General features: G+C 63.8%; 5 protein-coding genes. All 5 read right to left on the reverse strand.

Annotation, left to right across the window (positions count from 1 at the left end):
- The coding region (locus EN994_RS17050; RefSeq protein WP_164745968.1) for an ATP-binding cassette domain-containing protein at positions 1-1,324 on the reverse strand (1,324 nt) is incomplete at its 3' end.
- The gene (locus tag EN994_RS17055; protein WP_063168182.1) at positions 1,321-2,190 is read right to left on the reverse strand and encodes an ABC transporter permease; all 870 of its coding nucleotides are present in this window, start codon (positions 2,188-2,190) and stop codon (positions 1,321-1,323) included. The genes EN994_RS17050 and EN994_RS17055, both read right to left, overlap by 4 nt.
- On the reverse strand, positions 2,187-3,134 hold the full coding sequence (locus EN994_RS17060; protein WP_063168181.1) for an ABC transporter permease: 948 nt from the start codon (positions 3,132-3,134) through the stop codon (positions 2,187-2,189). Before EN994_RS17060 ends, EN994_RS17055 begins: the two co-directional genes overlap by 4 nt.
- A gap of 13 nt (positions 3,135-3,147) precedes the next feature.
- Positions 3,148-4,626, reverse strand: coding sequence for an ABC transporter substrate-binding protein (locus tag EN994_RS17065; protein ID WP_063168180.1), 1,479 nt, complete (start codon positions 4,624-4,626; stop codon positions 3,148-3,150).
- Positions 4,627-4,787: 161 nt separating this feature from the next.
- A partial coding sequence (locus EN994_RS17070) for a M20/M25/M40 family metallo-hydrolase (RefSeq protein ID WP_127307671.1) occupies positions 4,788-5,143 on the reverse strand: 356 nt, incomplete at its 5' end.

The raw sequence follows: 5,143 nt of genomic DNA on the forward strand, positions 1-5,143 counted from the left end.
GCTTGGGGCGGGTGATGATGGCGCGGGCGATCGACAGGCGCTGGCGCTGGCCGCCGGAAAATTCATGGGGGTATTTGTCCATGTCGCTGATGCCGAGGCCGACTTCGTGCAGGGCATGCGCCACCATCTCGCGGCACTCGGCGCGCGTCGGCTTTTTCTCCAGCACATGCAGGGGTTCGGCAACCAGCTTTTTCACCTTCTGGCGCGGGTCGAAGGAGCCATAGGGATCTTGAAAAACGACCTGCATATCGCGTCGCGCCGGCTTCAGCTCGGCTTCGCTCTTGCCGGTTATGGTCCCGCCGCGGAACCGGATCGAGCCCGATGTCGGCCGATCCAGCGCCAGGATCATGCGGGCGAGCGTCGACTTGCCGCAGCCGGAGCGACCAACCAGTGCCACTGACTGACTCGGCGCCATCGACAGCGAGACGTCGTCGACGGCGCGGATACCAGGCGCGCGCTTGAACAGCGAAGTGCGCCGGCCGGGATAGTCGCGGGTCACGCCCTCGACCTGAAGCAAAGGGCGGCCCGTCTCGATGCCATGCGGCCTGGCGCGCGCCGGCACATGCATCGAGGCCTGCGCCAACTGGCGCGTGTAGGGGTGGAGCTGTTCGGATAGCGTGCGTGCGGTGTCGCCGGCTTCCATCACCTCGCCGCGGCGCAGGATGGTGATGCGGTCAGCCATCTCGGTCACCACGGCGAGGTCATGCGAGATCAGGAGCAGGCCCATGCGGCTCTCCGCGACGAGGTCGCGCAAAAGGTCGAGGATTTGTGCCTGCAGCACCACGTCGAGCGCCGTCGTCGGTTCGTCGGCGATCAGCAGCTTCGGCTTCAGCGCGCAGGCGATGGCGATGACGACGCGCTGGCGCTGGCCGCCCGACAGTTCGTGCGGATAGCGCGACAGCGGGAATTTCGCTTCGGGCAAGCCGACACGGTCGAGCATTTTTCGCGCCCGGTCTTCGGCCTCGGCGCGGCTGGCCCTGGTGTGCCAGCGTATGCCTTCGGCAACCTGCTCGCCGATGGTCTTGACCGGATTGAGCGCGGTCATCGGCTCCTGGAACACCATGCCGATGTCGTCGCCGCGCAGCGCACACATCTGGTCCTCGGTTGCTGCCAGGATGTCGATGCCGTCGAATGTGACACGTCCGCTGGCGCGCGCGGCATGGGGCAGAAGCTGCATCACCGTCAGCGCGGTCATCGATTTGCCGGAACCGGATTCGCCGACCAGCCCCATCACCTCACCGGGCGCGACGGAAAGCTCCACACCCTTGAGGATCTGCGTGTCGCCGATGGTCAGCGACAGGTTCTCGATGTCGAGCAGGCTCATCGCTGCCGCCGCGATTTCGGATCGAGGATGTCGGCGATGCCGTCGCCCAGGAGGTTCAGCCCCAGCACGGCGACAACGATCGCCATGCCCGGAAAGATCGCCATCCATGGCGCCACCACCATGCGGGTCTGCGCGTCGAACAGCATGCGGCCCCAGCTCGGCATTGGCGGTTGCGCACCCAGGCCCAGATAGGAAAGCCCGGCCTCGGCCAGGATGCCCAGCGCGAACTGGATGGTGCCTTGCACCAGAAGCAGCGTGGCGATATTGGGCAGCACATGTTCGATTGTGATCTGCGTGCTGCTCTTGCCGGCGGCGCGTGCGGCGAGAATGAACTCGCGCGGCCAGATCGCCAGCGCGCCGGCCCGGGCGACGCGCGCAAAGACCGGGATGTTGAAGATGCCGATGGCGATGATGGCGTTGACGGCGCCCGGTCCGAAGATGGCGGTGATCATGATCGCCGACAGCAAAGCCGGGAAGGCGAAGACGAGGTCGTTCAGCCGCATCAGCGCCTCGTCGACGGGGCCGCCGCGTGCCGCGGCAAAGGCGCCGAGCGGCACGCCGACCCCCATGCCGATGCCGACCGCGACCAGCGCCACGGCAATCGAATTGCGGGCGCCGACCATGACCATCGACAGGATGTCGCGGCCGAAATGGTCGGTGCCGAACCAGTGCGCCAGCGAGGGCGCTTGCGTCTTATCCGATATCACCAGTTTCGTGACGTCATAGGGCGTCCAGGCATAGGAGACGACAGCCATTGCCAGGATCAGCAGGGTGATGACGAAACCGGCAACGAAGGCGGTATTCCCGAACGCCTTGCTCAGGATGCTGCCGAACGTCTCTTCTGATATGTCGATGTGCAGTGTCATTGCCGGCTTCTCAGGCGCGGATCGACGACCGCATAGGAAAGGTCGACCAGCAGATTGACGGCGATGACGGCGGCGACCAGCAGCATGACGACGCTTTCGACGACGATCAGGTCGCGCTGGGTGATGGCCTGGAACACCAGCCTGCCGAGGCCGGGCAGATAGAAAACATTCTCGATGATGATGGTGCCGGCAAGCAGGAAGGCGAACTGCAGGCCCAGAATGGTCAGCACCGGAATCATGGCGTTGCGCAGCGCGTGCCGCCACAGCACAGCTCGGTAGGGCAGACCCTTGGCGCGGGCGGTACGAATATAGTCCTCGTTCAGCACCTCGATCAGCGCCGAGCGGGTGACGCGCGCCAGAATCGCGGCTTGCGGCAAGGCAAGCGCCAACGCCGGCAGCAGCAGCGACTTCAAGGCTGGCCAGACGCCGGCACTCCAGCCGGGAAAGCCGCCAGCAGGAACCAGCCGCAGCCAGACGGCGAAGACATAGATCAGCATCAGCGCGAACCAGAAATTGGGCACGGCGACGCCAAGCTGTGCGGCGCCCATGGAAATCGTATCACCGGCCCGTCCACGCCGGCTGGCGGAAAACAGGCCGACGGGAATCGCGATGAGGGTGGAGAGCGCAAGCGCAATCAGCGCCAGCGGCAGCGAGACGGCCAGCCGCTCGCGAACCAGACCGATGACCGGCACCGAATAGGTGTAGGAGCGGCCGAAATCGAGGCTGAGCAGGCCGCCCGCCCAGTGCAGATAGCGCCAAGCCAGCGGCGCGTTGAGGCCCATCTGGTTGCGCAGCAACTCGACCTGGTCGGCACTGGCATTCAGGCCCAGCATTAGCCGCGCCGGATCGCCGGGCAGGACCTCCAGGACGGCGAACACCACCATGGAAGCCAGCACCAGCGTGGCGATGGCGATGGCGAGGCGTTTTAGGAGGTAGGCGGTCATGGAAGGTGGGGGATCATTCGCTCCACTTCACCTTGGTCAAATCATTGGCCTGGATCGGGGCGTTTTCCCACAGCCCTTGCAGCTTGGCGTCCCAGACGCCGATCTTCGGCAATTCATAGAGGAAGCCGACCACCGCATCGTCGGCCAGGATCTTCTGCGCTTGCCCCAGCAATTCCTTGCGCTTGGCTTCGTCGGAGGTGACGCCGAGATCGGCAATCACGTTGTCGAAGGCCGGGTTGTCGTAGTTGAAGTAATAATCCTTGCGCGAATAGATATCGATGTCGTTGGGCTCGGTGTGGGAGACGATCGTCAGGTCGTAATCCTTCTTGGTGAACACCTGGTCCAGCCACTGTGCCCATTCGACCGGAATGATTTCCAGATCGATGCCAACGTCGCGAAGCTGCGAGGCGATGATTTCGCCACCGAGACGGGCATAGGTGGGCGGCGGCAGTTTCAGCGTCGCCTTGAAGCCGTTCTCGAGGCCTGCCTCTTTCAGCAATTCCTTGGCCTTGGCGACATCATGCGGGTAGCGGCCGGTGAGGTCGACATAGTCCTTGTTGGCCGGCGACATATGCGAGCCGATCGGCTGGCCGAGGCCGGCCGAGGCGCCGTCGATGATGGCCTTGCGGTCGAGCGCGTAAGAGATCGCCTGCCTCACCTGCAGCTTGTCGAAAGGCGGCTTCTTGTTGTTGATCGACAGGATGGTCTCACCCTCGGTCGCGCCGATCACCACCTTGAAGCGCGGGTCGTCCTTGACCTGGGCGACGCTGTCGGCATCGAAGAACGGGAAAGCCTGGATGTCGCCCGAGAGCAGCGCCGGCACATAGGCCGCGGCATCCGGCACGATGCGAAACTCGGCCTTGTCGAGCGACGCCGGCGTGCCCCAGTAATTGTCCGATTTGACCAGCGTGATCGACGATCCCTTGGCCCAGCTCTGGAACTTGAACGGGCCGGTGCCGATCGGTTTCTCCTTGTTGGTGTCGGCAGATTCCGGCGCCACGATCACCGCGTCGCCCCAGCCCATATTGTAGAGGAACGAGCCCTGCGGGTTCTTCAGCGTGACCTTGACGGTTGCCGGATCGACGACGTCGACCTTGTCGATGGCGGCGAACAGGCCCTTTTGCGCGTTGACGGAGTTGTCGGCTCGCGCCCGGTCGAGCGAGAATTTCACGTCGGCGGCATCGAAGTCGGTGCCGTCATGGAATTTCACGCCGGTGTGCAGCTTGAAGGTGTAGACCTTGCCGTCATCGGAAATGGTCCAGCTTTCGGCCAGATCCGGGAGCACCTCGCCATTCGGCCCGATGCGCGTCAGGCCTTCGAACACATTGGCATAGAGAACCTCGTCGATCGCTGCGGCGGCACCGGCGGTCGGATCGAGATGCGGGGGTTCGAGCGGAATGCCGATGACCAGGTCGGTTCGCGCGGCGAACGCAGAGGTGCCGGCGGCCAGCGACAGCACCGCGGCCGCCAGAATGGTTTTCCACAATTTCATCGTGCAACTCCCCATGCGTTCAGACACGTGCTCGAACCCGAGTGATAGAAGCGTGATTTCGCCACGGAGTAAATTGCGTTTCGTTCTGCCCCTTGGCGTGGCCGGGAATGTTTTTGTCCTGGCGACCGCATCGGCAGTCGAAGCTTGTCGCGGTGCACACCTTATCCCGTGGCTGTGCCGCGCAGCAGCACGTTGAGCCCTATCGCCATCACCTTGGCCGATTCCACCATGTCCGATATGCCGACCCATTCGTCCGGCCGGTGGGCGAGGTCGAGAATGCCAGGCCCATAAGCGATGCAATCATAGATATGGCCGATGCGAGCTATGTGCTTCTGGTCATAGGTGCCGGGCGAAATGACATAATCGGGTTCGCGGTCGAAGATCGCCATGATGCCTTGCGCAACCGCCTTGACCACCGGCGCGTCGCGCTCGGTCATCAGCGGCAGCACTTCCATCAGGTCGCGGATTTCATAGTCGAATTTTGTCCGCTCGCGTTTCAACCGGTCGAGAATGCCGG

Source organism: Mesorhizobium sp. M7A.F.Ca.CA.002.09.1.1 (assembly GCF_003998555.1).
Classification (GTDB): domain Bacteria; phylum Pseudomonadota; class Alphaproteobacteria; order Rhizobiales; family Rhizobiaceae; genus Mesorhizobium; species Mesorhizobium ciceri.

Coding starts and splice junctions, on each gene's coding strand:
- EN994_RS17055 (WP_063168182.1), bottom strand. CDS start 2,190: ATGACACTGCACATCGACATATCAGAAGAGACGTTCGGCAGCATCCTG.
- EN994_RS17065 (WP_063168180.1), bottom strand. CDS start 4,626: ATGAAATTGTGGAAAACCATTCTGGCGGCCGCGGTGCTGTCGCTGGCC.
- EN994_RS17060 (WP_063168181.1), bottom strand. CDS start 3,134: ATGACCGCCTACCTCCTAAAACGCCTCGCCATCGCCATCGCCACGCTG.